This window comes from Enterococcus sp. DIV1089c, assembly GCF_050530965.1.
GTDB lineage: Bacteria > Bacillota > Bacilli > Lactobacillales > Enterococcaceae > Enterococcus_B > Enterococcus_B hirae.
Genome location: NZ_CP172888.1, coordinates 764,611 through 790,281, shown reverse-complemented (window position 1 = coordinate 790,281; position 25,671 = coordinate 764,611). Strand labels below are relative to the sequence as shown.

The following is a 25,671-nucleotide window of genomic DNA, read 5'->3' as shown; positions in this document are numbered from 1 at the left end:
TCGGTACTTTTTCTGCTCGTCTGACTTAACCCAACCTAAGTAAATAAAAAACATCCAAAACACAGCTCTGTGTTTTGGATGTTTTTGTTATGCAATAGTTCATGATTGTCCACTTTTTTAATTCTTACTAATTCAATTTATCCACTAAATATTTACTTTTTGATACTTTTTAATGCACGAAACAATGTCTGGGATTGTCCTTTGAATGACATGACTTGTTCAAATATATCTTCCCCATCATTCAGCATCTTTACGGTGGTCCACCCTAGTGATTCGGTGATGGCACTTGCAACAGTGGCATTGATCGCTGCCCCTGTAACAGTTCCAACTGCTGGTACAAATTTGACAATATTTCCGACAGTACTTCTTCCTAAACTGACTACTACAAGTTCTTTAGAAACACTTTTCCCTAAACTTTCTGACCAAGGTTGTCCAAAAAGTTTATGTAGCCGAGCCATCATAGTCAATTGAACTGGAACTAATAAAAACGCATCTGAAAAAGGGATCGGAGAGCAACCGATGATTGCAGCTGTTAACGAAGCCGCGTGAATGATCCTATGACTTTTTTTGCGTGTCGTTTCATCGACTCCTTTTAAAAAATCTTTAAATACATGATCAAATTTTGCTTGATTTTTTGCAAGGATTTTTTCTGCTACGATTTTCGATTGGTCATAAGCATTAAGGATCACTCTAGCTGATTTTTGTGGCATTTTTTTTAACACTTCAGCAAAGAAAGAGTCGAACTCTTGCTGGTCAAGTGTTTCTTTAGCAAGTGGTGCAACATGATTAGTTTCATCGCTTGTATCTTGCGTATTCTTCTTAAAAAATCTCATCATACTTTTCCCCCTACTAAAAACTACCAATACTCCATTTAATGAAGCATTGTTGTAGCTCTATCATACATTAAACCTTTCCTTAACCAAAATCATTCACTCATGAACAAAAGAAGGTTGAAACAACAATGTTTAGCATCAATAATTTAGAACGAATTTCCGAAAACTGCTTCTCAAATTTAAAGATGAAAATCTCGAAACAGCCCCCCATGTTTTGAGATTTTTTGACTTATCGCCGAAGGTCAGCTCTTTGAACGCCGTGAATCAGAGGTCGTGAAAGAAGCGATCAGCTCCGAGCGAATAAGAGAGGATTTTTTAAAATAGCTCCTCATATTTTAGAAAATCATCGCTTATTGTTGAGGAGTTGCTTCTTGAACACCGTGAATCAGAGGTCGTGAAAACATCGGGTAGCTCTGATGACAATAAGAAAGAATTTTTTGAAACAGCTTCTCATGTTTTGAAAAATTCAGGCTTATTTCGAGGAGCTGATGATTGAACACCATTTACACATTTTTAGAAATAAAGAGACTGAAGCAAGTTTTGCCTCAGTCTCCTACACTTGTCTTTGAATAATTGGTATTTCTAGCACAGATTCGCTGAAATTGAACCCAAAAGATTCTTATGCTTTATTATTGAATATTCGCATCAATTACTTGATAAAAGGCATTGGTTGTATCACTAATATTCCATACAGCCAAGATCACGTGATAGCCTTTACGATCTTTTGGAATATTGATTGTTTGTTTGACAGTTTGTGGCGGTCTTGCACCTTTGTCATCAATTTTTGATATCAATTCAAAATCACTGATTTTCAATGGTGCATTAGGATTCCAACCAGTTTTAGTGATATAGTAATCCCAAGTACTTGTACTATGCTGCGCAGTTAAAAACCAAGTAATATTCAATTTGCCAGTATTGATGATATTTTTATGCCATCTAGTTGCTGTTTGCTCATCTAGTGGCTCAAATCCAGTAACCCCAGCACTTGCTATTTTCCCATCGATAAAGGTATTTTTTGGTGCTTCAATACTTTGTGGCTCCCACTCTGCTCGTCCAACATTTTGGTTCAAATTACCAGCTGCTGCAGTTCCGAAATAAGCACGACTTCCAGGTGAGGTAATATAGCCATGAGCATAGCCAGATGCACCAAATCCAAACAAACCTAACATAACAACGCCAACAAACATTAAAATATTAACCTTTTTCATGATGAACCTCCCATTCATTGATAGGTTCATTGTAAGCGCTTTAATAAAAGAATCAAACATTATGCTTTTATAACTTTTAATAAATTCTTACCCATAAAGCTTCTGTAATATCTGGTTCCCATCCCTCAGTAGCTGGATGTGGTTGAATACAACGATAACGATGTCCCTTATAGGTAACGATATCGCCTATTTTATATGATTTTCCGATAACCCAAGTATCACCTTGCGTACTTTCATTTGTGGTTTTCACTGAGATTGCTTGGCTAAAGTCAGATGTCCCTGCAGCGTTAACTGCTTTAACTTTATAGCTGTAGGTTGTATTTGCTTGTAAATTTTGATCTTTAAATGTATTCGTTGCACTTGTAGCGATGCGAATATTGTTTCGATAAACTTCATAATGAGTGACTTTTTCTTTTGAAGCATTATTAGTCCAGTTTAAAGTCACTGAATTTTGCGTAACATTACTACTAGTTAAATTTACCGGAATTGATGGTTTAGTTAGCGTTTCTACTGGGTCATTTTCTCCACCAGTCGTTCCATCAGTGAATTGTTGGGCAACAGTTAAGAACTCATATTGATTTTTGACTTGACCTTGACCACCATCGACCATGGCATCACGGTTCATTGACCAATAAGAAACCATCCCGAGTTTTCTTGATTTTGCATGTTGGACGATTTTATTGAACATATCAGTTGTAAAGTATGGATGTGTGTCTCCTTCAAATCCAACGGAAGGGGTTGTTCCTAATTTAGCATAAGCTTGAGCATCAGTTAACGTTTTGTTCGCATAACGTTTGTAGTAATCTTGTAATTGTTTTTTCGTATTGTCCACTGCATCTAGTGAACCTTGCGCATAATCGGGAACAACGCTACCGTAACACATCGTCATGATATTAACGGTAGTTAGATCAACACCTGCCTCAAGATAGGCTTGCAAGACAGATAAACCTGTAGATACCAATCCAAAGTCCATCACTGGTAATGTAAGGGTCACACTAACACCTGTTTCATCTTGGACTTTTTTAATCGCTTTAGCATTAGCTAAATTATGCGCATAATTCATTGCCCCAGCTTCTACGTCGAAATCAACACGAGTTAATCCATAACCATCAATAATTTCTTTATAAGCATTTGCTAAAATGGTTGAATCTTGTGTTGTTTCCCAAAATGCGCCAGAATTTAGACCACCAAATGATACAGCAACATCGCCACCAACTTCTCTTAATTCGCGAATGGATTTTTTGATTCCTTCATATTGCCATTGATCGCTATCACTTTCGCTTAAGCCTCCAAATCCACCCCAGGCCCAGTCGATCTTACCATTTTTAATACCTCTTGATTGCATGAATCCTAAATTGAAGAATTTTTGTCCAGTGCTTTTTGCCACTGCAGCTAAATTAAGCGCTCCGTTATTTGATAGATTGCTGCCTGAAACATATGCCGTCATATCGACAAATGGTGCTACTACTTGATCCGCCCATTTGATCCCTTGACCAACGCCAAAACCAGCTTGCTTGTTCGTACTTTGTTCTGTCGCAAATGCCTCTTCCATATTCAATAATAATGGCGCAATCATCAGACTACAAAGAGCTGCTCCCGCTAACATTTTTTTGATTCTTTTATTTCCCATATCTTCTTCTCCTCTCGTGATCAGTGCTATTATCATCTATTTTGTAATCGATTACATATATTATCTCATCAGATAAATAACATCAAAAATAACAATAAATTTGACAATTAACGTTATTTAATCTAATTGACTATTTTCTTTAATAATGTTCGGAGTTACAACATTACAACGACAATGCTTTTCTTTATTCAATAAGAGATAGGGGTTAATATTCTAATATAATAACTGATTTAAAATAACTAAGCCAAAAGTATAACCTTCCAAATCAAATTCAAGTATGTTTAAAACGTTCATGGTAAACTAGAATTATAGAAAGGAGTTAAAACAATATGGCTATACTGAAAGATTATCGTTTTTGGGTTTGTACTGTTGGCATAGTGATTTTAGGTTTCTTATCGGGGATACTAAGTGGTAATCCAGGTAGTTATTATTATTCACTTGAGCTACCTCCTTTTGCACCACCTAGTTGGATCTTTGGTCCTATGTGGACAGTGCTATATATTTTAATGGGAATTTCGTTATATTTACTATTGGTAATGAAAAACAAAAGGGTCAAACAAAAATTAATTACATTATTTGTTATTCAATTTGTATGTAATTTTATCTGGTCTGCTTTGTTTTTCAACTTGCAAAACACCTTAATTGCTGCACTAGATATTACTTTATTAGTGATCCTTCTCTCCATACTGCTTTATCAACTATGGAACCACTATCGCTTAGTGATGTGGTTACTGGTACCATATTATCTCTGGGTATTATTTGCTACGCTTCTCAACTATTCTATTTTATTTTTAAACTAGTAAAAAAAAGCATCCGCACAGTCGGTTATGACTGTTGCGAATGCTTTTTTTACTTAATACCCATTTCCATAATTATATCCTTGTTCATTGTTTTCTTGTTGGTAAGTTTGTTCATTGTTTTGGTTGTAATTCTGATTGTAGTTCTGATTGCCGTACTGATCATAATTTTGATCGGCGCTTTGATTGTATTCTTGATTATACTCGTTGTACTGATTTGTTGTTTGCGTATTTCCTGAATAAGTTGAATTATTCTCACTTGTCGCAGTCTCGTTCGAATCTTCAGCGGATTGCGAGTCATTGTAGAACATGATAGAAGCATTGTCATTTTTTAAATTAGGTAATGTCTTACTTGGTTTGATGTTTAATTGTTTTTTCAATTCGTTTTGGATACTTAATAAATCATTTTCACCTAAAATTTGATAGTAAATACTATCAATGGTTGCATCTTTACCTTGCAATTGATCTTGTTTGATCGTTTCAAATGCTGGTGTGTAATTAGTTGCTACATCTAGCATATCATCCCAATCTAGGTCAGTTGTGACATTTTTTTCGACCGCTTTTAAAATTTTCCGATAATTGCTGACACCATCTAAACTCAATACTTTATTAACAATTTTAGTAACGACTTCACGCTGTCGTGCTTGACGTCCGATATCCCCTTTAGGATCTTCGTGACGCATCCGTGAATAAGCAAGGCCTTTCTTACCATCTAATACTTGTTTACCTACAGGAACATGAACACCATCTAATGTAAAATCAATTTTATTATTGACTTCCACACCTCCGACAGCATTGATCAAATCTTCCATTCCATCTAAATTAATGGTTACATAATGGTCAATGGGGATATCGAGTAACTGTTCGATTGAGTCCATGGCCATTTCAACGCCTCCAAAAGCATATGCGTGATTCAACTTATCAACAGTACCATGACCAACGATATTGGTATAAATATCACGGTCTAAGCTGACGATCGTTGATTTTTTTTGTTGGGGATTCACCGTTACCACCATCATTGTATCCGATCTTCCTTGTTCGGTTCTACCTAATCCGCCAGTATCCAGTCCTAACAAAAGGACAGAAAAAGGTTCTTTGTCGTCAATACTCACTTTATCTTTACGCTTTGTTGACTGACGATTCGATCCCTTGGATATTTGATTGACTGTTTGGTTTGCTTCACCCATGAGTTTAATTCCATAAGCTGAGACTCCGCCAATAAAAACAACGAGAATTCCCAGTAAACCTATTACGACTTTTTGCCACCGCTTCATAATGCACCTCTATCTCACATTTTCTTAAAATATTTTCTCATACAACTAATAAATCAGCAAACTACCTATTTAATCATAATAAAACTTTAAAAAAATAGTCGTGAATAAAAAACTAATTAATATGTAATTTTTTGAATTCTTAATTATCATACCATAGCATCATTACAGAGAAAAGCTTGAATCTAAGTATTTCAAAACGCTTTTATTTTGAAGCACTGAAATGCCTCTTACTCGTTCTCTTTCTTAATTACAATGGTCATCTTGGATCTGTCGTTTTATTTGCAAAAAAAGAAACGATGCCATTCAGCAGACATTGTCTCTTTTTTACAAATTGATACCACCTATTTTATACAGCTTTTAACTGTTTTTTATTAGCGATTTTACGGATGTAACGATCTATATCATGAAAATCACTCCCTGTTACAGACCCCTTCGCTAAAATTAGACTGTCTTCGATTAGTAATTCCTCTAGATAATCACTTAACTCTTGTAAAGTAGCGAACCATTTGAATCGTTGATCTTGTATTTGTTCTTCCTCAAAAATCTTTTTAAAATGCTCACCATAACCTAAGATATGATCTGCTCCACAATGTTCCATCGAATCTTTCAGTGATTCATGGATCACTTGTGCAGTACTTCCTAAGTCAGCAATCTGTCCAAGTACCAAAATACTTTTTCCTTGATAAAAGGTTCGAACTTCATCAAAATAATCGATAGCATTTTTCATCGCAGGCAAAGAAGCATTATGGGTGTCGTCAATAAATGTGAAATTCGTTCCATTCAAGGAAGCATAATTCGTTTTATCGAGAATCTTAGACAATGGCTTAAATGTAGTAAATGCTGGCAGATACGATCGAATGTTGCCTTTTATTTTCCAGACTGTCAATAAAGCAGCAAAAGCATTAGAAATCATACCTGCAGAAGCAACTGACAAGTTCATCGAAAATTCTTGTCCTAAAAAAGAAAATAAAATTTCACAATACTCTCTTTCTTGTCTCGTTTCAATTAAGAAGACATCCTTTGTTTGATCATACAAAGAGTACGTGAGAATCTCTGCTGTTCTTTTTTTGGCTGCTGTCATTAGAATCGCTAGTTCTTCCTCACCAATATCTGTATTGATGATTGCAGTGCCATCTTGCTTCAGTCCTTCAAAAATTTTTGCCTTATGTCGTGCCACTCCGATAGTATCTTTTAATGAACTAAGGTGTGCTTCTCCAATTGAGGTTACAATCGCAATCTCTGGTTGCACTAAATTAGACATTGATCCAGTGTCATAAGAGTTCAGCGCATTGACAGAGACTTCTAAGTTCAACATATCTGGCTCACTTACTAGCTTGCTTAGGTATAGAGGAATCGCAAAACGAACATTGTGGTTCCCACGATTTTCTAACACTTTTTCATTTTGGAATAAATGTGAGATCATCATTCGTGTGGATGTTTTTCCTGCCGAACCAGTGATTGCTACAATTGGTTGTACATAATTGCTTCGGATTTTCTCTGAAATTTGTAGTAAAAATTCCCAACTATTTTTAACAATAAATTGAGGCGTTCTAACAGCTGGGTCATCAATGGGGATTTCAGTAATGATTAAACCAAACTCATTTTCCCTTCCTTTGATTTGCACGTTCCCATCTCGCCAAGCCACTGTCTTTCGATTGATGTAACTTCTTCTTTCTGGTGTCAAACAAACAAATGCTGTGGTATTATAATTGGTTCTTTTGTTTAAATGTCCAGAAAAGTACTCAAATTTGTCAATTATTTGATCAAGATGGTCGTACTTTTGTAAATACGCACCATCGATATCAGCCAATAATTCTTGGATCTTCCACATTCTTTTACACCTACTTTGTTCTAGATTCTCTCTACCATTTTCCTCGTCTTGGTCTTGCTTGATTCACATACCTTGTTGCTGTTTTTTCAATTCTCTGTGGCGAGTCATCTTGGTCTTCTTCCCAAGGATACAACCCCTCTTCATTTTTTTGATACTGACTCCAATCATTTTCTAAAGTTTCTGATTGATGGTCTTTTTTCTTTTTCAGCCGAAACCCTAAATAGGAAAGACCAATCAATGCTAAAGCAGCAAATCGAATATAACCAACCATTATTTTCACTCCTCTTCTCTTTTTAAAGGCATAAGTAATTGATCAAACCAGATAGAAAATGCTCTGCATCATCTATTCTCATACGGAAACGATCATGACGCGCAAAAAAACCATATTTGATCACTTGCGGTTGTTTGAAAAACTGTGCAAACTCTGGAAACATGACTCCTGTTGGGATTTCATGTAACACTCTTTTTTTTCATTACCGTATTGATTCGTGCTTTCGTTTCAAAAAATTCTTTTTCTATCGGAAAAAGCTTATCTTTTAAAGGACTTCTTTCTAATTTGCTGATCATTTTTGAGGCTGCTACTAGTAACTCAAGCATGGTTGGATAAGCTGTATCTCGTTGATCGATAAAGTTGATGTTGACCATTGCATTCTTAATACCAAATTCATAGTAAGTATCTTTTTCTTGATATTTAAGCATCTCATTCGTTGCATAACTTAACCAGTGGTCATGGTATTTTTGATAATTATTTGCGACAAATTGTTCCATCAATCCTTCACAAATCTCAAAAATCTCAATTTGTTTTAAAATCGCATGTGCTCTTAAGAGGGAAAACAGAATTTCACCATCATAATAAATAATTCTAAAACGCTCTTTTGTCATTAATTCGGCATTCAACACATGGATCGTCTGATCATCTGGAGTGATAAATTTTTCTGAAACAGTCGTGATTAAACGACTAAGGGAACTATGAAAGATGGTCTCTTTAGTCACTTCTGAATATTTTGCTAAAGCCAAGATTGCTGTCGCCTGGGCTCCTAACTTATACTCTACTTCTTTATTCAAGTAATCTTTAATCAACAGCTGACCATTGACTTCAGAAGTTAGATTTTCCAATCCCCATAGTAATCCTTCTTTGACTCGTTGCATCAATTCCTGGTCGGATAAATATTCTGCCGATTCAGCTAATGCGTACAAAGATGAAAAATGGCGAACCGAATTATAACCTTTTAGTAACTGATCATAGCAAGGATAATAGCCATAAATGAATTTACCAGTAGGAGTCAACTGTTTGGTTAAATAATTCGTTCCTTGTTCAATCACTAGTTCCGTAATATCATCAAGATTTTCTGTAGTCACTTCTCTGACTTGATTGCCATTGCCATAATCTTTCAAAGGGAATACTTCACCATTTTCAAAATAGAAGGAGGCTGTTTCAAAAAAATAACACTTTGAACGCTCTAAGTAGCTTAAATCACTTTCTTTACGTCCATATTTACGCTTAACATAGCCACGGTAATTTTGGGAATCAATGTGTAACTCAGGATGATTTTTTCCAACTATATGTGCTTTACTTGGTTTAATGATTGCATTTGCTACTAATTCTTCTTTTAAAAAACTTCTTTTTCTGATTCCATCTATTCGCAAATTAAAATCGATGTAATTATTCCTTTTTATTTTGTTTAACCGTTCTTTGACTTGTTGAAAATCAACTTGCTCTTCTTTCGTCACTACATCCAACCTCAGATACGTTTCTGTCTCAAAATGATAGGTTCGATAAGCTGTTAGAAAATTATTCCAAATTGTTTTTAGATTGTTTCCGTAAAATTCATAAGTCTTACCACGCTTACTAAAATCTCCTACGGATACGATTAATAATTTTTTCTCCGTATGAATGTCTACTTTTTCAAGTACTTCTTGGATGGTTGCTAAATCATTTTTATCTGTTTGAACTGGCATAGACTCACCCCTATCAAGAATAAAGAGGTTATAACTACATCCATTATGATTTTTAAATCTATTTCTATAGTTATAACCTCTCCGTTAATTATTAGTTATTCTTTTTATTTCTTTTCATTTTCCAAATACCCATTCCCGAAATCAACGATACTAAGCCACCTAACCAAGAAACAGATGAACTTACCGTATCAGAGGTTTTAGGATACATTTTTAGTGTTGAGCCGTCATGGTAATTCAATGGTTTTGTATGACTTGTCCCACCATAGTGCAAAGGTAATTGTGGTGGATTTGAACCTGATCCACCAGAAGTGTTGATCGGCACCATTCCTGGGTCGCCGTTCTGATCCGTATCTGTACCATTTCCTGCACTTCCCATTCCGGCATCCGCATCGGCATCCGCATCGGCGTCAGCATCAGCATCAGCGTCGGCATCTGCATCGGCATCGGCGTCAGCATCAGCATCGGCATCAGCATCGGCATCAGCATCGGCATCGGCATCGGCGTCAGCATCGGCATCGGCATCGGCGTCAGCATCCGCGTCGGCATCGGCATCGGCGTCAGCATCAGCATCGGCATCAGCATCGGCATCGGCATCGGCGTCAGCATCCGCGTCGGCATCGGCATCCGCATCCGCATCCGCATCAGCGTTGGCATCAGCATCGGCGTCAGCATCGGCATCAGCGTCGGCATCAGCGTCAGCATCAGCGTCGGCATCGGCGTCAGCATCGGCGTCAGCATCAGCATCGGCATCCGCATCGGCATCAGCGTCAGCATCGGCATCCGCATCGGCGTCAGCATCAGCATCAGCATCGGCGTCGGCATCGGCGTCAGCATCGGCATCGGCATCGGTGTCAGCATCGGCATCTGCATCAGCGTCGGCATCGGCGTCAGCATCGGCATCGGCATCGGTGTCAGCATCGGCATCTGCATCAGCGTCGGCGTCGGCGTCAGCATCCGCATCGGCGTCGGCTTCTTCATCGTCTGGGATCACAGCAGCAGCTGGTAAACTTGGATTGTCATTTTCATCATACGCGATTAATTGGATGTCTTCTAAAGGTGACACATCTGTGGCTGCAATTGGAATCGTAAAGTTTCCATTTTCATCAGCCTGTCCTTCTGCAATCAAATTATTCTCTTGATCATAAATACGAACTGTTGCATTAGGATCTGCCATCCCAGTTACTTCATAACCATCAGTTGAGTTCCCTGTAACAACAACATTATATGGTGGTGTTACTTCAGCAGCTTGATAAAAAACTGGCGAATAGCCATCAGAGCTAGAGGCGATATCGATAGATAAAACATCTGCTTTTACAATATTTCCAACGAAGCCAGCTTCATAAGGAACAGACATATCTACTCCGGCTGCCGCTAAATCACTATAATTAGGATCCTGAATTAATGTCGGAATCGTAACCGTCGTTTCACCTAATACGCTCGCATCAGCTAATGTTCCAATCAATGATGACCCCACACCAACTAAACCTGTTGCAGTAGCAAAAGTAAGATTAAATGCTGGTTTAATCGTTGCGGACAACGCTGTATTGATCGTACCTGCTGCTATCGTACCAAGAGCACCGCTTCCTGCATTCGGTGTCGCTTGGATTGCTTGGACAGCATCATTGATTCCATCTAAAATTTCAGTCAGCCCTTCTCGAATAACTGTTTCTAATGAGCCATCTAATTCACCATAGATATATTCGTCCCCTTGCATTTGAAGATTCAATGCTACTTCAGCTGACGTCAATGTACTAAGGTTCTCTAATAATGCTAGTTGAGCATACACTTCATCTAAATTGACTGATGCCAACGGGTTAAGGTTAACAATGTTTTCAACAGCAGACACTAGGGTAGTTACCGCCCCATCTACAATCGACAATAGTGGTTGTAGTTCTTCTCCTGGTAACAAAATATCTGTTTGGAAAGTACCCGTCCCATTTGGATTAACTAAACCTTGCATTTCAGTTGGGATTGCTAAAACTGCTCGTCTCGAGCCATTTAGAACACTTAGATCAATCCCATTATTAGCTGAAATAACAAAATCAACATTACGAGTCGTTCCAGCCAATGGAAAAGGTGCACTTGCTGTTGTTCCACTGGTATTAGACGTCGTTAGATTATTGAACAACTGTCCACTAATCAAGTCAGCATATACTTGTTGTGAACCCACAGTAAACAACGGTGTAGCAATTGAAATAGGTGCTGTCCCCAACAGCATCCCTGCAGCAATAGACGTTCCTACTAATAAGTATTTTTTGGATCGACGTTTAGCTCTAGCTTCTTGATCCATACTTTTTTTATAATCCTTTTTCATTTTTTTCCCCCTTAGATGCTTCCATTATTTACTTATGCTTTATCCCCCACTTAATCAATCACTAACAACAATTATTTCCGCTAGGAACTGGCCTTCTTTCTTTTTGTCAAAAAGATATCTTTCTGAAAAAACTTCAGTTAACTTAAGTTACAAAGATTTTAGCAATCGTTAAATTAAAAATCTATTATTAAGTTTTAATCTTCTTAAAATAACTTTATTATTTTAAAAATAAAAAGAAACTGTAGCAATTATGTAAAAATATTGCATAACATTTCGTTTTTGTGCTTGGATAAATTATAATGTCATTAAGGAATTTCTCTATATGTCCATTCATGAAAAAAACTAACAGCCCAAATTAAAATAACGTATTTTTCACTTATTTTTTTGGCTAATTTTTATAAAAAATGATTATAATAAATTTTTTTCTCATTTTTCGTAAAAAAAAATGACAAAATTTAATAATTTGTCATTCGGAAAATTTCGAGTATAAAAATATAGGAGGGAAAAATAAATGAATTTCTCTGTCATGTTAGAAAGGAATATCCAAGTCCAATTAACGATCTTGGACAACTTATATCGCTCACAAGTTACTTGTACGTTAGAGGAATTATCGAAAACAGCTCATTGTGACAAACGTTCTGTGCTTCATCAATGTGACTATCTTAAGGTTTTATCTGACGATCACATCACAAAAGTACAAAAGGCTTCACTTTTTCTGGAACGATCAGTGAGTATCAACTATTACTACTAAAAATCTTGGAACATTCCGCCATCTTTCAATTGTTAAAAGACCTTTGTCTTCAACCTAGAGTTGATCTGGTTTCCTTTGCCACAGAGCAAAAGATTAGTATTCCCTCCTTAAGAAGACATCTTACTCGAATCAATCAGTTGCTTACTACCTATCAATTACAATTAAAGACTTCAAAAGGCTTCGTATATCTCAAAGGTAGTGAACCACAAGTCCGTTATCTTATTTATTTATTTTTGTGGCAATACTATCAAGGGGTCGTTTGGCCCTTTCCAACCGTTGATTTTCATGAAACCTTTGCAGGGATTGAGTATGCTTTTCAGCTGACAAAACAAAAACCAAATAAACTGAAAATGATTGAATGGTGCTTTATTATTGCTATCACTTTCGTCCGATCAGCACAAGGAAATCAGATGAATCAGAGAGAACTTCCTGATTTTACAGAAGAGATTTGGGATAGCTTTGAAGAGATTACCCATTTCCTTAAACGAATGAGCGTGAAAGCCAAGCTCGATCTTTTGGAAGTCCAATTTTTATTTCTTTGGTTACAAGCACGCCCAGCTTTTTATTTAAAAGACGATCACTTAGAACGAGCCATGAAATTCCATCTAAAAAAAGCCACAGCGATCAAACAATTTCAAAATAGTTTCTATAGCTATATTTATGAAATTGGGTTTAAATCTACACAAATCAACGTAAAGAAAAAATTACTAAATAGTACGATCTTTGCCAACGGGATGAGCGGGCTGTTGTTCCACCGATTTTCCACCATTAAATATGACTTATCAGTCTTTGTAGAAGAAAATTACCCAGCATTCAATCGAGAAATCAATCAATTAGCTTCCCAATTCCAAAAACAGCAACAAGAGCTGTATTGGGTACAATCCTGTCATTTGATCGAAGCATTTATGATCATTACTTCTCCAACATACTTTGATAAAGAAATAAAGATAAAGTACGAAAGTGACTTGCCATTAAGTATTGAACTGAGTTATATGAGTATGTTACAAGAACAATTACGAGTTTACTTAAATGTGGTTTTTACAAATGATCTTTTGTTTGAGCCAGACTTAATCATTCGAACAACCGATATGCCGTTAAAGATCCTGACCTATGAAGAAACAATCCCGTGTTTAGTCGCTCCGACTGATATGTCTAGTGAGCAGATTTATCTATTAAGCCAAAAAAACAAGAAACTAGTCAACGAATAACTAACTTGGGTTTTTATAAAATAAAAAAAAGATGGCAGACGCCATCTTCTTTTTATTATTTGAATAGACCGCTAAGCGGGCTTTTCTTCAACAAGTTATTATAATTTAGTCACTTCAGCAGCTTGAGGGCCACGTGCGCCTTCAACAATTGCAAATTCAACTTCTTGACCTTCTTCTAAGCTCTTGAAGCCGTCTCCTTGAATTGCTGAAAAATGTACGAACACATCGTCTCCGCCGTCTACTGTAATAAACCCAAATCCTTTTTCATTGTTGAACCATTTAACTGTTCCATGTTCCATAAATGTATAGCCTCCAAAAAAGTTCTTGCAAGAAACCTTGCATAAATATTATACCGAATTTAGAAAACGCTCGCAAGACTTACTCAATTTATTTTTCATTCTTTTTTTTAGGCTTGAAAATGATTATTTGGCAGTTGATAATCGATTGTTTACTTCTTCCCAGTTCACAAGGTTCCAGAAAGCTTCAATGTAATCAGGTCGTACATTCTTATATTTCAAATAATACGCATGTTCCCAAACATCTAAACCTAAAATAGGTGTTTTGCCTTCCATTAATGGTGAATCTTGATTGGCTGTTGAAGTGATCGCTAATTTACCATTTTCCATCACTAACCAAGCCCAACCTGAACCAAAACGGCCAGCTGCAGCTTTTTTAAATTCTTCCTTAAATGTTGCAAAATCACCAAAGGCTTCATCAATCGCTTCTTTAATTGCACCAGTTGGTTCGCCACCAGCATTTGGTGCCATGATTTTCCAGAAGAAGGAATGGTTTGCATGTCCGCCACCATTATTACGTACAGCAGTCTTGATATCTGTAGGGACAGCATCCATATCAGAAAGTAGTTCTTCGATTGTTTTTTCACCTAGTTCTGGATGTTTTTCAATCGCTGCATTTAAATTTGTTACATAAGTATTATGGTGTTTGTCATGATGCAAATGCATCGTTTCTTCATCGATATAAGGTTCTAACGCATCGAATGCATATGGTAAATCTGGTAATGTGTAAGTCATAAAAAATTCCTCCTCAATGTGTTTGTTCATAGTGTCTACACTACAAAGAGTAACAAAGAGCAAGGAATTCTTCAAAAATTATGCCTACTGTGGATTTTACTTCTCTTTTTCAGGAAGTTCTTCCTCAATAATGGTTGTCCCTTTAAAAATAAACAATTTACTAAAGACATAATTGGCGACTACCACGATGACTTGGGTAATAATCTTAGCCACATAATCATTTGTGTGCATCACCTGAATCAGCAGCAACATGGAACCCATATCCATACCATAAGAAAGAATCCGATAGAACAAAAATTTACTAAATTCAATAACTAAATGAAAAAAATTAGGTGACTTGGAATGAAATACCCATAATTTGTTCGTTACAAAAGCAAATAAAACAGAACAAATCCAAGAAATAGTATTTGCTATCGGCATACTTAGATGGAGCATCTGTAATGCAATTGCAAAAGTAACGATATTCACGACTGTTGCTAAACCACCAAAAAATAGGTAAATAAATATTTCCCAGTAACCTTTTTCTTCTAAAAATTGTCTCACTCGATAATAAAAATTCATCGTTCATCCTACCTTACTAATCAATTCTTATTCATCATACCTTATTTGTCGCTGGTTTTCATCTTTATTCCTTAAATTCATCTTTGTAACTAGTAAATTTTAACATTATCGTTATTTTTTATAAAAGCAGGTTCTCACATGAACCTTAAAGGAAGATTGCCAATTGGTATTTCCCCTTGTATTTCTTCTAAGACTTCGCTAGAATTGCTAATGATGACATTATGTATAGAAGGAGTAACTATGACAACAAAACAATTAATTATCAGCTCATTCACGCAATTTAAAGAGCTCAAAAATGCTAGAAAAACCCCGTTTGCTAAATCGGTTCTTTATCTTTTGGTCCTTAGCATCATCATGGCTTTGCCTATTTCCTATCAAGTGTTTCAAGTGCTAGAAAACATCAAACAAGATGGTCAGAAAATTGCCACCAAGATTCCAGATTTTTCCATAAAAAACGGGAAAATTGATGCAGCAGATCATGAAGGTTTCATCTATCAAACAAATTCTATCATCTTTACTTTTGATCCGGAAGGCAAACGATCTGAAAAAGATATTACTTCTGACTTAGTCGGAAATTTTCTTAGTGTTGGACTACTAAAAAATAAACTCGTCGTAGCTTTGCCTAATACCGGTACTACTTTTCTAAACAATAACTCACTTGAACTTGACTATAAAAATGATGCCTTAAAAAATCTAACAGGAAAACAATTGCGTACAACCTTAAGTGAAGCAACAATTCCATTTTGGATCAAGATTGTGACTTTCTTAATTTCTATTTATCCAAGCTTTTTGAATTTGATCGTTACTTTACTTTTAGCTAATTTTGCAGCTTATATTTATGCGCGCTTACGTTTGACTGGCGCTTCTTTTCTTGATTGTTTAAAAACGATGATCTATTCAATCACCCTACCAACAGTCTTAGCCACGATCTTAATGATTTTCTTACCGGCTTTTGACACAAGTGCTTTTATCGCAATAGCAGGACTTTTTATTTTTGCACAGGCGGTAAAAGGCTGGCCAAAAAGCCAAATGATGTAGTTCACCAATGTCAAACGTAGGAAACGACTTTCTTCGATTAGGCGACAACGCTAGTCAAAGAAAGTCGTTTTTTTTTGTCAACTATTTTTCTAAGTAAGGATCAATATCCTTTTTGTAATGCCACTTCATTTATCTTAAGCTCTTGATTTGTGACATAGCTTTTAAGATTGGCTAGAAAGATTGTCATTAACTTATTTTGAAAATCTGAGGTTAAGCCAGCGATATGCGGCGTAATCAATACTTGATCCATTTCCCACAATGGGCTTTTTTCAGGTAATGGTTCTTCTTCAAAAACATCCAATGCTGCAAAGGCGAGTTGTTCTTCATTTAATGCCTGAACTAAATCAGCTGTTTTTAAAGAAGCCCCACGTCCAACGTTGATGAATAACGCATGGGAAGCGAATTTTTTGAATAATTCATAATTAAAGAAGCCCTTAGTCTGCTCTGTCAGAGGCAAAATATTTACAATGATATCCATATCAGCTACTACTTTTTCCACTTCGTTTAAGGAATACGTTTGACTGAATCCTTCTACTGGATGCCCGGTAGTATTTATCCCATAACTGACCATAGAAAAGCTGTCTGCTTTATCAGCAACCATCTTGCCGATTTGCCCCGTTCCGATGATCAATAATTTTTGTTTTTCTAATGGCTGATAATGGACATGAGTTCCTAACCATTCTTTCTTTGCTTGTGCTTTTTGTGCTTGGAACAGCCCTCGAGAATAGCCTAAAATCACTCCCATGATGTGTTCAGCTATTGATTCACTATGAATACCACTACCATTTGAAAGTAAGATCCCTTTTTCAGAAAATGCCGTTAGTGGTAAAGTGTCTACCCCTGCTGAGATCGAATGTACCCATTTTAACCCTGGAGATGATAATAGCTCTTTTTCGTATTGGCGATTCCACCCTAAACTAATTTCAACATTCATCAAATCTGTAGGTTCAAGCTCAGTTTTTATGACATAATTAGGCGCTAATTCAGTCATTTTATCAATAAATTGTTGTCTAAATCCTCGATCTAAATAAATAATTTTTTCTGCCATCTTAGTTACGCATCCCTTCTATTACTAATTGTAATCAAGTGTTTCGTGACTCAGTCTTATGAAAAAAGAGGTAAATATAAAAAAGGAGTTTTCCAAGCTAATGGTAGCTAAAGAAACGCTCCTTTGTTTTATTGTTCTTTGAAATGATAAGTTGGCTCATTTAAAGATGCATCATAATCAACAACAAGATCATACCCCTTGAAAAACCAGTCATCTGCTTCTTCAATAAAAAACAGCATCCCGTCAATGGTTTCTTCTTTGATTGGTCGTTCAGGCTGTTCGACAGACATTCCGATAGAAAAACCATCATGTACTTCTGTCTTGCCGTAGACTTTCCCAAAAAAACGAATCCCATAATTTTCAGGGATGGTTACTTCCTCTTCGAACCATTTACGTGCATTATCTGTTACTGATAATTTCATTCCTGCATCTCCTTATTGATTCATTTTATCGTCTAATATATCTACATCTTCGGTTTCCCCAATTACTAATAAATTATCATTTTCTCTGACATATTCATCTGCTGAAGGTGAAACAACGACCGAACGATCAAAACGTCGAATTGCTACAACTGTTAGATCATAACGTTGCCTAAAATTCAGCTCCGCTAATGTTTTATTAAAAAATTTGGGATTAGAAACTCGAATTTCTGCAAGAGAAAATTGATCCGATAGTTCTAAGTAATCCAATATATTTTTTGAAACAAGATTATGAGCAATACGAATCCCCATATCTCTTTCCGGGTGAACCACACGATCTGCTCCGATTTTTTCTAACACTCTTGCATGATATTCATTTTGAGCTTTAGCTAAGATGTTGGGAACTCCCATCTCTTTGACCATTAATGTAACGAGGATACTTGCTTGGATATCTTCACCGATTGCAATGATCACATGATCAAAATTTCTGATTCCTAGTGAACGCAACGTCATTTCATCTTGTGCATTTGCTACAACTGCATGAGTAGCGATATTCATATATTCATTGACTCGATCTTCATTGCTATCAATAGCTAATACTTCTTGTCCTGCTTCAACTAAGGTTCGGCAAATACTGCCACCAAATCGTCCAAGCCCGACAATTGCAAAATTTTGTTTCACTTGCTTCCTCCCTTACCTATTTTATTTAAGTATAGCAAAGGCTTTCTAAAAACGAAAGTAAGCTTTCTTTTGTAGAATAAACAATTTTATTTAACTAATCCATGTTTGAAAGCATAAATAGCTGCTTGCGTTCGATCTTCTACTTCTAATTTTGCTAATATATTTGAGACATGGGTTTTGACTGTTTTTAAAGTAATAAATAATTCATCTGCGATCTCTTGATTGCTTTTTCCTTCTGCTATCAGCATCAGAATTTCATTTTCACGTTTTGTCAATTCTTCATGAAGAATTGGCTCGTTTCTCTTACTTATTTTTTCCATCATTTTTGTTGTTACTTCAGGTTCTAGCACTCGTTCCCCTCTTTGAGTTGCTCTGATCGCATCTGCAATTTCATGAGCGGTAGAAGTTTTTAATAGATATCCCGCTGCACCAGCTTCAATGGCTGGATAAACTTTTTCATCATCGATAAAGCTGGTCACAATAATTATTTTTGCTTCAGGCCAGTCTTTTAAAATAGCTTTAGTTGATTCAATCCCATCCATTTCTTCCATAACAAGATCCATCAAAATCACATCAGGTCGTAATTCCATTGCTTTTTCATAGCCTTCTCGACCATTTTCTGCTTCACCGATCACTTGAATGTCTTCTTGAATCGATAAATAAGAGGATACTCCTAAGCGAACCATTTCATGATCATCTACGAGTAATACTTGTATCATTTTCAATTATGCCTCCTTGATCAAAGGAACTTTGATCTCAATACTGGTGCCTTGTCCTTTAAAACTAATAATTTTAACTGTTCCACCAATACCTGCTACTCGTTCCCTAATATTATTTAATCCATAACTACCTGTTTTCGTTTCGTTCATATTAAACCCGGTACCATCATCAATCACTCGTAACAATAAGTTATTATTGATTTTGTGTAAATAAACTTCTAATTCATTTGCTTTAGCGTGACGTAAGGTATTGGATAATAATTCTTGCACGATACGAAAAAGATGATCTTCAATCGAATTGGACAATTTTACGTCTTCGATCTCCCATTTCAATGAAATTTGAATTTTATTTTGTAGTTCTTTTAATAATTGCTCAATTCCTTGTTTCAAACTCTTCTCCTCCAGATTCACTGGGCGAAGATGAAGTAGGAGCGCACGCATTTCAGATTGAGAAGCATTGATGATATCAGCAACCATACGTAATTGTTTGCGAAATATTTCTGAACTATCTGTTTTTTCGGCTTGTTCTGTTAAAGCAGACATCATCATCATCGCTGCAAATAATTGTTGTGAGACAGAATCATGGAGTTCCCGGGCTAAACGATGCCTTTCTAGTTCTAAGATTTCCTCTCTTGTCTGTCCATCCACATACTGGGGTCTGCTAGTGATAATTTGTAGTTCACTAGAAACTTCAATCATTTTTTCTTTTATTTTGGTTATTTCTTTATCAATATCTTGTACATAAATATCATCATTTGCACTGGGAATGGGTTCATTCAAATGACTAGACTCATAATTACCAGAAGATAATGCTCTTAATTTTTCTTCAATTTTACCATACTTTGCTTTTTGGATAAGTGATACTATCAAAAAAACCACTAATCCGACACCTAAGGCAATAGCAAACAAATGAAAAATCAGCGGCACATACAATAGTCTTGCACTTAAAATGGCACGCCACCAATTCGTTTGGTTACTTGCATAAAAATAAGTGAACAACGAAAACAAGATGATTAAAAAAGAAGCCGCTGAGGCATAGATTGCCATCATTAATTTTGATAATCTGCTCATCATACACGTATCACCTCAACGTCACCAAGTAATGTATTCGTGATGATTTTTAACCGTCTTGGGTTTTCATCATAATCGTTACTATAAATTTTGATGGATTCATTTTTTAATGAAAATTGTTCCTCTTCAAATAAAACATTTCCAACAAGTGTCGCATGCTCTAAACTGATGGCAATCCCTAAAGGTACCAAAATTCTCGTTCTACCAATTCCTTTTCGCACAATAACGATATTATCATCCTTTGGTAACAATGTATTGCCAAGATCAATGATCGTATCCCCTGAAATTAAAGCAATATTGATGTCATCCCATTCATAAACATCATTACCAATACGTTGATTTCCAAATAATTGTTGTTTTTTTCGTTCATTATTATGTGTTTTTAATTGATCGGTTTGTACCATGATCATCTGTTTCTTTCGCCAAAAGGTATTTTTTGTTAGATCAATCCCAGAAATTTCCACCCCTTTTAGTCCGATAAACAAGATCGCAAATACTGCCATCAACCATAGTGCAGGGCTATTGACTAAACTAAAGAAAACGATCAAACTCCCTATAATCAATTGAAAATTTCGAAATCCAGATCGTGGATATTTTCTTAATGCTAAATATATGTTCAATGCACCAAACAATACGAGAAGAAGTAATTCTACGTTGTTCACAATTTGCCAAACTGCAAATAGTAATAATAAAGCCTCGACTACGATAAAAAAACGCCAAGAACTATTCATCTTTATTCTCCTTTCATGCACATTCTCATTCTATCATAGCTATTTTTTTAGAAATATACTATAGGACTTGAGATGTAAAGTTTGTCCTAAGTCAAATGGTTCTGGACACTCATTCCTTAGAAAAATAAATAAGCCGAAGAATCCCAAAAATCGGAGAAACGATTTTCTGATTCTTCGGCTTATTGCTCAAAGTTGTAGATGTCACAACTTCATTTTTGTTCAAGTATTTCTTATGCTTGCTCTACTTTAACGATTTTAACTAACATATCGCCACCAGGGGTAGCAATCGTTACTTCATCATTGACTAATTTACCAATCAAAGCTTGAGCAATTGGTGAATCATTAGAAATTTTACCAGAAAATGGATCAGCTTCTGCACTTCCTACGATTGTGTATTCTTCTTCTTCACCATCCGGTAATTCAATAAATGTTACTGTCTTACCAATTGATACTTCATCTGCATCAACACCGTCATTGTCAATGATTTGAGCAAAACGAATCATATTTTCGATTGTTGTGATTCGACCTTCAACAAACGCTTGTTCATCTTTAGCAGATTCATACTCTGAGTTTTCAGATAGATCACCAAATCCACGAGCGATTTTAATGCGTTCAATGATTTCTCCGCGTTTAACTGTTTTTAATTGTTCTAATTCTTCTTCTAGTTTGGCTTTGCCTTCTAGAGTCATCGGGTAAACTTTCTCAACCATGTATAACGTCTCCTTCTTGATCTATGGAATACCGCAAAAAGTAATCTTTTGAGGAATATAATCCAAAAAAGATTACCACGCTTTTCCTAAAATGTAAATGTTTTTCTATTTTAAATAAATAGTCGATGATACAAATACTATTCTACGAATTATTGACATATTTATCAACTAATTCCAAATGTTCTTCGTAAGTTTTTGCAAAATAAACATCGCCTTTTTTGATATCTGCCACAAAATAGTAGTAATCATTTTGAGTCGGCTCTAATACGGCTTCGATAGCTGCTTCACTAGGGTTATCAAATGGTCCAGGACCATAACCTGTGTTCGTATATAGATTATATGGAGAGTCAACAGCCGTATCTTTATAAGATACCGTTTCTTTGTGTTCTCCCAAGGCATATAAAACAGAGATATCTGATTGTAAAGGCATATCTGCCTTAATACGGTTGAAAAATACTTGGGCGATGTTTTTACGATCGTTTTCTTTAATCCCTTCTTTTTCAACTAATGAGGCCAACGTCAGGACTTCTTGAACCGTCATATTTTTTTGTTTGATGGTTGTAAAATAAGGCTGTAACACGCTATTTGTCTTGTTTACCATCTGAACGACTAAATCTTTCAACGACATTTTTTTGTAGTAATCATAAGTAGCCGGGAACAAATAACCTTCTAAGCGATATTTGACATTTTGAGCTTTGCTCGCACTGTCCAATAAATCTGGGAATTTTTTATAAAGCTCATTGAAAAACGTTTCATCTTTCATCAAATCTAAAAATTCTTGTTTATCTTTTCCAGTGACTTTCGCTACTCTAGCAGCGATTTGTTCAATGTCGTATCCTTCCGGTATCACGACTTTGCCATCTGCTACTTTAGTTGGCTCTGAGGTGCCACCTTCTTGCAATTGTTTTCCGATCTCATCCAAAGTCATATTTGGTGCCATTTGATAATATCCAGCTTGAAAGCCAGTCATATTTTTAAATTTAGTATAGTAATTGAACACGATGCCGCTTTTAATCACTTGATCTTGTTCGAGTATCTCACCTATTTGTTTATTTGATGAACCGCTAGGTATTTCGATTTGAACAAGTTGATCATTTTTAGGATCCAATGGTTTCAACCCGCTATCCACATAGCGGTAAATGGTGAATCCAAGGACGCCTCCAATGATTAGCAACGTCAAAACGATCACTAAAATGATTTTACCAACGATTTTTTCTTCTTTTTTTCGCAAATTTTTTCTCTGATTAATGACTGCATTCTTTTCAGCAGATTGGTCTGATCTGTTTTTTTTCTCTTCTGGACGTTGTTTGTTTTCTGACAAAACAACTCCTCCTTACTATCAACTTCGTAACTTCATCTATTATACATGATATTTTGATTGACGTGAATTAATTTATTTAAATATTCTATCAAAATTGTAAGTAGTAAATCAAATGAAAACAGATTAAAATTAATATCAATGAATACAATAGTTATTTTAACTATTAGCGAAAATGAAAGGACCTTATGACACAATGATAAAAAAAGGCAAACATGCAAAAAAAAGAGCATTTCCTTTTTTCTCTATCATTCTAGTATTGCTCAGTATCAGCGTACTTTCCACCGGTATGATTATAGGATGGAGTATTTATACGAAAGAACAAGCTAGAAATGATTCCGATTCACTAAAACCTAAACAGACATTATCGCTTACACCTGAAGAAAAAAAATTATCAGAAAAAATCAACCACCTGTTAATTAAACATGATTACATTGGCTCAATTTATGTAAAGAAAAATAATCATGTGATTTTTGAGCGTGGCTATGGTTATGCGAACAAAGAAAATGATCAGTTAAACCGCCCTTATCTTTACTATCAAATTGGCTCGATTCAAAAAGCGATGACAGCTCTGTTAATTCTCAAACAAGTAGAATTAGGACACCTTTCTTTGAATACGAAATTGGCTAAGTTTTATCCTCAAATTCCGGATAGTCAAAAGATTTCCATTGAAGATCTACTTTATATGAGATCTGGGTTGAAACCTACAGCTAAACCTACTACCCCATTATCAGATACAGAAGTCGTTCAATTTGCGGTTCAACATCTAAAATTAGTTGACTACCATACTTATCGTTATGAACCATTAAACTTTACAATTTTAGCGGGTATTTTAATCAACTTAACTCACCAACCTTATGAAAAATTAGTAGAGAATGAGATTATCAAACCTTTGGATTTGAAACAGACCGCTTTTTATGATCAAGTCAAAAACTCTCCGCATCATGCCCTTTCCTATCAGATGTCTGCTAGTGATGATTACTGGAAGCCATTAACTGAATCGCAAACAGCGATCCATAATGAATTAGGGACTGGAAATATCAGTATGTCGGTGCTTGATTTAAATACGTTTTTCACTAAAGTTTTATCAGGTAAAATAATCCCACAGAAATTACTTTTTACATTATGGAAACCCAGTCCTACTGGCCACCCATATCGTGGTGGTGTCTATTGTGGTAATGATTATGTTTTGGCACAAGGAAACATCAATCGTTTCCATTCAGTCGCTGTTTTCAAACGTGATTTGAAAGATGCGGTTGTCATGGAAAGCAACGACCAATCAGATAAAAAAATAAAATTAACTGCTCTAGACTTGCGAAATCGAATTTATAATTTAATTGAAGGGTCCAAGATATTAGAAGAAAATTAATCCTGAAAACGAAAAAGATTATCGTCCCAAAAATTAAGTACGTCATAGTTCAAAAATTTTTTTATTAAAAAAATCGCCATGTAAAAGTTAGAATGTTATCTGACTTTTGCATGGCGACTGTATTTAGCCGACTATCATAGTTCTATTTCTCAAAGTTTAAGATTTCGTTCCATCCACTTTTCAAGTGTACGAATAAGAACTGTCGACTCTTATTATTCACTATATTTCAGTTTTTAAATAGCTTTTCATACCACTTAATACATCATAATTTGGTAGATAACCAATAGACTGAATCTTAGAAATATCTGCTAATGAATCGTGAATATCTCCTGAACGTTCTGGCTGATATTCTAAAGCTAATTCCGTCTCTAAAATTTGATCAATCGTCTGGATCAATGTTAATAATGTAGTTGCTTTTCCCGTTCCGACATTAAATTGTTCGCCTAAAGCCGCTTCTTTGTTAGCTACCAGAAGTAAAGCTTGGATCACATCATCAATATAGACAAAGTCTCTTGATTGGCTACCGTCTCCATATAAAGTAAATGACGTTTTTTCTCCCGCTAATTGTTTTTTATAACGATCAACTAAGATTGAAATCACACCACTGTAAGGTGAATTTGGGTTTTGGTTTGGTCCGTAAACATTGAAGAAACGAACTGCACTTCCTGGAACATCATATAAATGACAGTAATCCAAAACATATTGTTCAGCTGCAAACTTATCGATTGCATAAGGGGTTAATGGACGAATAATGGATTCCTCTTTTTTTGGTAAAGTTGGTTCATCCCCATAAACTGCTGCTGAAGAACTAAATACGATTCGTTTTAAGTTTGGTTGATATTTCCGGACCAATTCTAACAGCATCAGCACACTTTCAAAATTAACTCGATGTGTTTCTACTGGCCGGGCAACCGAATCTGCCACACTAGCAACTGCCGCTAAATGGAAAATGTAGTCAAATTGATTGGCACGGATGATTTCTTCCATCAATACTGAATCCGCTACATCACCTTCGATGAACGTGATGTTTCTATCCATCTCAAGATTTTCTACTTTTCCCATTGATAAATCATCAACAACAATCACTACATTTTCTTTACCTAAGTGATTGGCTAAGGTAGAACCGATAAAACCAGCCCCACCGGTAATCAATATTTTTTCCACTATTTT

At 35.8% G+C, this 25,671-nt stretch carries 24 protein-coding genes and 1 pseudogene; 5 read left to right on the top strand and 20 right to left on the bottom strand.

Features of this window, described 5'->3' with window-relative positions; genetic code table 11:
- Positions 1–152: 152 nt before the first annotated feature.
- The 3 genes from IGL30_RS03750 to IGL30_RS03740 form a co-directional block, all read right to left on the bottom strand.
- Positions 153–833 carry a YcjF family protein gene (locus IGL30_RS03750; protein ID WP_034698910.1) on the bottom strand — a complete coding sequence of 227 codons (681 nt, stop codon included), beginning with the start codon at positions 831–833 and terminating at the stop codon, positions 153–155.
- 629 nt (positions 834–1,462) lie between these two features.
- Positions 1,463–2,041 carry a lytic polysaccharide monooxygenase gene (locus IGL30_RS03745; RefSeq protein ID WP_088745766.1) on the bottom strand — a complete coding sequence of 193 codons (579 nt, stop codon included), beginning with the start codon at positions 2,039–2,041 and terminating at the stop codon, positions 1,463–1,465.
- A 76-nt stretch (positions 2,042–2,117) separates the two neighbouring features.
- A complete protein-coding gene (locus tag IGL30_RS03740; protein WP_088745767.1) occupies positions 2,118–3,671 on the bottom strand; it encodes a carbohydrate-binding protein in 1,554 nt (517 codons plus the stop codon).
- Positions 3,672–4,000: 329 nt separating this feature from the next.
- On the opposite strand from IGL30_RS03740, the gene IGL30_RS03735 reads away from it, so the two are divergent.
- Positions 4,001–4,471, top strand: coding sequence for a TspO/MBR family protein (locus tag IGL30_RS03735; protein ID WP_010719703.1), 471 nt, complete (start codon positions 4,001–4,003; stop codon positions 4,469–4,471).
- 53 nt (positions 4,472–4,524) lie between these two features.
- Here IGL30_RS03735 and IGL30_RS03730 read toward each other — a convergent pair whose 3' ends face one another.
- From IGL30_RS03730 to IGL30_RS03710, 5 genes and pseudogenes are all read right to left on the bottom strand, one after another.
- Positions 4,525–5,742, bottom strand: a complete 1,218-nt coding sequence (locus tag IGL30_RS03730) for an LCP family protein (RefSeq protein WP_088745768.1) — start codon at positions 5,740–5,742, stop codon at positions 4,525–4,527.
- Positions 5,743–6,088: 346 nt separating this feature from the next.
- A complete protein-coding gene (locus IGL30_RS03725) occupies positions 6,089–7,573 on the bottom strand; it encodes a Mur ligase family protein (protein WP_123875131.1) in 1,485 nt (494 codons plus the stop codon).
- A gap of 31 nt (positions 7,574–7,604) precedes the next feature.
- On the bottom strand, positions 7,605–7,844 hold the full coding sequence (locus IGL30_RS03720; protein WP_034698894.1) for a hypothetical protein: 240 nt from the start codon (positions 7,842–7,844) through the stop codon (positions 7,605–7,607).
- Between the two features lie 22 nt (positions 7,845–7,866).
- Positions 7,867–9,532: pseudogene (locus tag IGL30_RS03715) on the bottom strand (hypothetical protein).
- A gap of 91 nt (positions 9,533–9,623) precedes the next feature.
- The gene (locus tag IGL30_RS03710) at positions 9,624–11,846 is read right to left on the bottom strand and encodes an adhesive domain-containing protein (RefSeq protein ID WP_375371619.1); all 2,223 of its coding nucleotides are present in this window, start codon (positions 11,844–11,846) and stop codon (positions 9,624–9,626) included.
- A 511-nt stretch (positions 11,847–12,357) separates the two neighbouring features.
- On the opposite strand from IGL30_RS03710, the gene IGL30_RS03705 reads away from it, so the two are divergent.
- Positions 12,358–12,597, top strand: coding sequence for a hypothetical protein (locus IGL30_RS03705; protein ID WP_231477061.1), 240 nt, complete (start codon positions 12,358–12,360; stop codon positions 12,595–12,597).
- Between the two features lie 29 nt (positions 12,598–12,626).
- Positions 12,627–13,805 carry a helix-turn-helix domain-containing protein gene (locus IGL30_RS03700; protein ID WP_240210804.1) on the top strand — a complete coding sequence of 393 codons (1,179 nt, stop codon included), beginning with the start codon at positions 12,627–12,629 and terminating at the stop codon, positions 13,803–13,805.
- 98 nt (positions 13,806–13,903) lie between these two features.
- Here IGL30_RS03700 and IGL30_RS03695 read toward each other — a convergent pair whose 3' ends face one another.
- The 3 genes from IGL30_RS03695 to IGL30_RS03685 all read right to left on the bottom strand — a co-directional run bounded on the left by IGL30_RS03695 (position 13,904) and on the right by IGL30_RS03685 (position 15,397).
- Entirely contained in the window at positions 13,904–14,104 is a 201-nt protein-coding gene (locus IGL30_RS03695; RefSeq protein ID WP_010719711.1) for a cold-shock protein, read from the bottom strand.
- A 123-nt stretch (positions 14,105–14,227) separates the two neighbouring features.
- On the bottom strand, positions 14,228–14,836 hold the full coding sequence (locus IGL30_RS03690; protein WP_088745096.1) for a superoxide dismutase: 609 nt from the start codon (positions 14,834–14,836) through the stop codon (positions 14,228–14,230).
- Between the two features lie 96 nt (positions 14,837–14,932).
- Positions 14,933–15,397, bottom strand: coding sequence for a GtrA family protein (locus IGL30_RS03685; RefSeq protein ID WP_010719713.1), 465 nt, complete (start codon positions 15,395–15,397; stop codon positions 14,933–14,935).
- Between the two features lie 240 nt (positions 15,398–15,637).
- On the opposite strand from IGL30_RS03685, the gene IGL30_RS03680 reads away from it, so the two are divergent.
- Positions 15,638–16,435 (top strand): DUF1189 domain-containing protein, encoded by a 798-nt coding sequence (locus IGL30_RS03680; protein ID WP_025480226.1) that lies wholly within the window; start codon positions 15,638–15,640, stop codon positions 16,433–16,435.
- Positions 16,436–16,535: 100 nt separating this feature from the next.
- Here the strand turns inward: IGL30_RS03680 and IGL30_RS03675 are convergent, their stop codons facing one another.
- From IGL30_RS03675 to mltG, 8 genes are all read right to left on the bottom strand, one after another.
- On the bottom strand, positions 16,536–17,483 hold the full coding sequence (locus IGL30_RS03675; protein ID WP_088745097.1) for a phosphoglycerate dehydrogenase: 948 nt from the start codon (positions 17,481–17,483) through the stop codon (positions 16,536–16,538).
- Positions 17,484–17,611: 128 nt separating this feature from the next.
- Complete coding sequence (locus tag IGL30_RS03670) at positions 17,612–17,905, bottom strand: HesB/YadR/YfhF family protein (protein WP_010719716.1); 294 nt, start codon at positions 17,903–17,905, stop codon at positions 17,612–17,614.
- 12 nt (positions 17,906–17,917) lie between these two features.
- A complete protein-coding gene (locus tag IGL30_RS03665) occupies positions 17,918–18,583 on the bottom strand; it encodes a potassium channel family protein (RefSeq protein WP_010719717.1) in 666 nt (221 codons plus the stop codon).
- Between the two features lie 86 nt (positions 18,584–18,669).
- Entirely contained in the window at positions 18,670–19,302 is a 633-nt protein-coding gene (locus tag IGL30_RS03660; RefSeq protein ID WP_010719718.1) for a response regulator transcription factor, read from the bottom strand.
- A 6-nt stretch (positions 19,303–19,308) separates the two neighbouring features.
- The gene (gene liaS / locus IGL30_RS03655) at positions 19,309–20,376 is read right to left on the bottom strand and encodes a two-component system sensor histidine kinase LiaS (RefSeq protein ID WP_010719719.1); all 1,068 of its coding nucleotides are present in this window, start codon (positions 20,374–20,376) and stop codon (positions 19,309–19,311) included.
- The gene (liaF, locus tag IGL30_RS03650; RefSeq protein WP_010719720.1) at positions 20,373–21,104 is read right to left on the bottom strand and encodes a cell wall-active antibiotics response protein LiaF; all 732 of its coding nucleotides are present in this window, start codon (positions 21,102–21,104) and stop codon (positions 20,373–20,375) included. Before liaF ends, liaS begins: the two co-directional genes overlap by 4 nt.
- 230 nt (positions 21,105–21,334) lie before the next feature.
- Positions 21,335–21,814 carry a transcription elongation factor GreA gene (gene greA, locus IGL30_RS03645; RefSeq protein ID WP_010719721.1) on the bottom strand — a complete coding sequence of 160 codons (480 nt, stop codon included), beginning with the start codon at positions 21,812–21,814 and terminating at the stop codon, positions 21,335–21,337.
- Between the two features lie 142 nt (positions 21,815–21,956).
- Positions 21,957–23,135 (bottom strand): endolytic transglycosylase MltG, encoded by a 1,179-nt coding sequence (mltG, locus tag IGL30_RS03640; protein WP_010738164.1) that lies wholly within the window; start codon positions 23,133–23,135, stop codon positions 21,957–21,959.
- A 196-nt stretch (positions 23,136–23,331) separates the two neighbouring features.
- On the opposite strand from mltG, the gene IGL30_RS03635 reads away from it, so the two are divergent.
- A complete protein-coding gene (locus tag IGL30_RS03635; RefSeq protein ID WP_231477150.1) occupies positions 23,332–24,501 on the top strand; it encodes a serine hydrolase domain-containing protein in 1,170 nt (389 codons plus the stop codon).
- Positions 24,502–24,720: 219 nt separating this feature from the next.
- Here IGL30_RS03635 and IGL30_RS03630 read toward each other — a convergent pair whose 3' ends face one another.
- A complete protein-coding gene (locus tag IGL30_RS03630; RefSeq protein WP_088745099.1) occupies positions 24,721–25,665 on the bottom strand; it encodes an NAD-dependent epimerase/dehydratase family protein in 945 nt (314 codons plus the stop codon).
- Between the last annotated feature and the right edge of the window lie 6 nt (positions 25,666–25,671).